The sequence below is a fragment of the Methylobacterium sp. WL116 genome (assembly GCF_008039455.1).
Classification (GTDB): Bacteria; Pseudomonadota; Alphaproteobacteria; order Rhizobiales; family Beijerinckiaceae; genus Methylobacterium.
In genome coordinates this window covers 1-2,798 of the sequence record NZ_VRUV01000560.1, presented here as the reverse complement: position 1 = coordinate 2,798, position 2,798 = coordinate 1, and the positions used below count along the sequence as shown (strand labels likewise).

Annotated in this window: 2 protein-coding genes and 1 pseudogene; 1 reads left to right on the top strand and 2 read right to left on the bottom strand. The window is 72.0% G+C overall.

Annotation, left to right across the window (positions count from 1 at the left end; translation table 11 throughout):
- Both FV223_RS24475 and FV223_RS24470 read right to left on the bottom strand, forming a co-directional pair.
- A partial coding sequence (locus tag FV223_RS24475; RefSeq protein WP_147729403.1) for an enoyl-CoA hydratase-related protein occupies positions 1-602 on the bottom strand: 602 nt, incomplete at its 3' end.
- A gap of 202 nt (positions 603-804) precedes the next feature.
- Positions 805-2,550 carry an acyl-CoA dehydrogenase gene (locus FV223_RS24470; RefSeq protein WP_147729402.1) on the bottom strand — a complete coding sequence of 582 codons (1,746 nt, stop codon included), beginning with the start codon at positions 2,548-2,550 and terminating at the stop codon, positions 805-807.
- Between the two features lie 151 nt (positions 2,551-2,701).
- Here FV223_RS24470 and FV223_RS32065 point away from each other — a divergent pair.
- A pseudogene (locus FV223_RS32065) lies at positions 2,702-2,798 on the top strand (short chain dehydrogenase); the annotation flags it as partial.

Genomic DNA, 2,798 nt, shown 5'->3' with positions numbered 1-2,798 from the left:
AGCACGCGCTCGGCCAGCCGAGCGGCCTGGCCGAGCGCGTGCTCCAGCAGCATGTCGGAGGGCATCACCGCGTTGACGAGCCCGAGCGATTCGGCCGCATCCGCCCCGAACATTTCCGACAGCAGCAGCAGCTCGGTCGCCTTAAGGCGGCCGATCCGCCGCGGCAGCAGGTAGCTCGAGGCCGCCTCCGGCACGAGGCCGAGCTCGACGAAGGGCATGCGGAAGCGCGCCGCCGGGCTGGCATAGACGAGGTCGCAGTGCAGCGTCAGCGTGGTGCCGATGCCGACGGCGATCCCGTCGACCGCCGCGACCATCGGCGTCGCCGTGCGCGCGAGCTGCCGGATAAAGCGGAGCGAGGGCGCCTCGCTGAACGCCTTTTCCGCCCGCGAGACGAAGTCGGCGATGTCGTTGCCGGCGCAGAAGATGCCGGGCACCCCGGAGAACACCACCGCGCCGACGGCATCCGACGCGTCGGCCGAGGCCAGCGCCTCGCGCATCGCGTCGTACATCGCCCCGGTGAGCGCGTTCTTCTTCTCGTGCCGGTTCAGCGTGATCGACCGGACGCCGTCCGCGCCGTCGGTGATCGCCACGTGCTCGCTCATCTCCGCCTCCCCCTGATCATTCGTTCCAGGCCTCGCCAGCGACCGATCGATGTCACCGTTTCCGTTCCAGACCCGCCATCCCGGGGCGCCGAAGGTGCGCCCGGGATCCGGAGCCGCCGGCCGGGCTCGATGAGGTGCCATCTGCGGTTCTGGATTCCGGTCTCCGCATCGCGGACCCGGAATGACGGGCGGAAGGCTTGCGTCATGCCACCAGAATTGCGGCCGCATCGTCCAGGAACCCGCCGCCGTCGATCACCACCTGGGCCAGCCCGTCGGCGGCCGGCAGCAGGTTCTCGGCGAAGAAGCGCGCGAGCGCGATCCGCGCGGCGTGCGCCGGATCGGTCTCGCCCGCCTTCAGCGCGGCGCGGGCGGCCAGCGCCTCGCGGGCGAGGCAGGCCGCGCCCTGGGCTAGGCCGAACAGCCGCAGGTACGGCGTCGCGCCGGCGAGGGCCGCGTCGGGCCGGTTGGACCTCAGGCTCGCCAACTGGTGGCTGGTGGCACGGTCGAGGGCCTCGATGCCGGCGCGCAGCCGCGCCGGCGCGTGGCCGAGGGCCGGGTCGGCGGCCTTGAGCAGGGCTTCGGCGACCCGGCGCATGGCGGCGATCTGCGCGCGCACCGTGGCGCCGTCGTTCAACGGGAGCTTGCGCCCGGTGAGGTCGATCGCCTGGATGCCGTTGGTGCCCTCGTAGATCCCGAGGATGCGGGCGTCGCGCATCGCTTGCGCCGCGCCGGTCTCCTCGACGAAGCCCATGCCGCCGTGCACCTGCACGCCGAGGGAGGCGACCTCGTTGGCGATGTCGGTCGAGAACGCCTTGGCCACCGGCGTCAGTAGCGAGGCGCGGTCGAGCGCTGCCTTGCCCTCCGGCCCCTCGGCCGCGTCGAGGGCGGCCGCGGTCAGGTAGCAGATGCCGCGCGCGGCCGCGGTGCAGGCCTTCATCGTCAACAGCATGCGCTGCACGTCCGGATGGGCGACGATCGGGCTCGTCTCGGCGGAGCCCGGCGCTTTTCCCTGCCGGCGCTCGCGGGCGTAGGCCAGCGCCCGCTGCGTCGCCGCCTCGGCGATGCCCACGCCCTGCAGCCCGACATTGAGGCGGGCGTTGTTCATCATCGTGAACATGCAGGCGAGCCCGCGATTCGCCTCGCCGATCAGCCAGCCGACGGCGCCGCCGTTGTCGCCGAAGGCCATCGAGCAGGTCGGCGAGGCATGGATGCCGAGCTTGTGCTCCAGGCCCGAGCAGCGCAGGTCGTTCTCCGAACCGTCGGGGAGCACCTTCGGCACCAGGAACAGCGAGATGCCGCGGGTGCCCGCGGGCGCATCCCTCAGGCGGGCGAGCACGAGGTGGACGATGTTCTCGGCCATGTCGTGGGCGCCGTAGGTGATGTAGATCTTCGAGCCGACGATGCGGTAGCTGCCGTCGCCGGCCGGCTCCGCGCGGGTGCGGATCGCGGCCAGGTCCGAGCCGGCCTGCGGCTCAGTCAGGTTCATCGTCGCGGTCCACTCGCCGGAGACGAGCTTGCCGAGGTAGCGCGCCTTCAGATCCTCCGAGCCGTGCGCCGCCAGCGCCTCGATGCCGCCGGCGGTGAGCAGCGGGCACAGGCCGAAGGCGAGGTTGGCGCCGTTCCACATCTCGGTGCAGGCCGCGTCGAGCACCTGCGGCAGGCCCTGCCCGCCATGGTCCGGGTCGGCGGTGAGCCCGTTCCAGCCGCCGGCGACGAATGTCCTGTACGCGTCTGCGAAACCCGGCGCCGTGGTGACGACGCCGTCCGCGAGCGTCGCGCCGTGCCGATCGCCGATGCGGTTCAGCGGGGCGAGCACGTCGGCGGCGAGGCGTCCGGCCTCGGTGAGGATCGCGTCCGCGTCCTCGATGCCGAGCGCGCCCGTGCCGTCGAGCCCGGCGATGTGCTGCAGGGTGAACACCATCTCGGACACGGGTGCGCGGTAGCTCATCGGCTGTTCCTCCCGCCCGGCCCGGTTCGACCGCGCCTCGGCGTCTCGTTTGACGGTCGGCGCGGGGGCACGCTAGGCCCACGCCCTCCGCTGACGGCATACGCCCGAACCGGCCCCGCCGTCACCGCCGGAGATGGTTTATATATGAACGATCTCGCTGACCCCGACGCGCCAGACCGAGATGAAGCGCTTCGACCTGATGCATCAGATCAACACGCGCGGGACCTACATGGTCTCGAAATACGCGC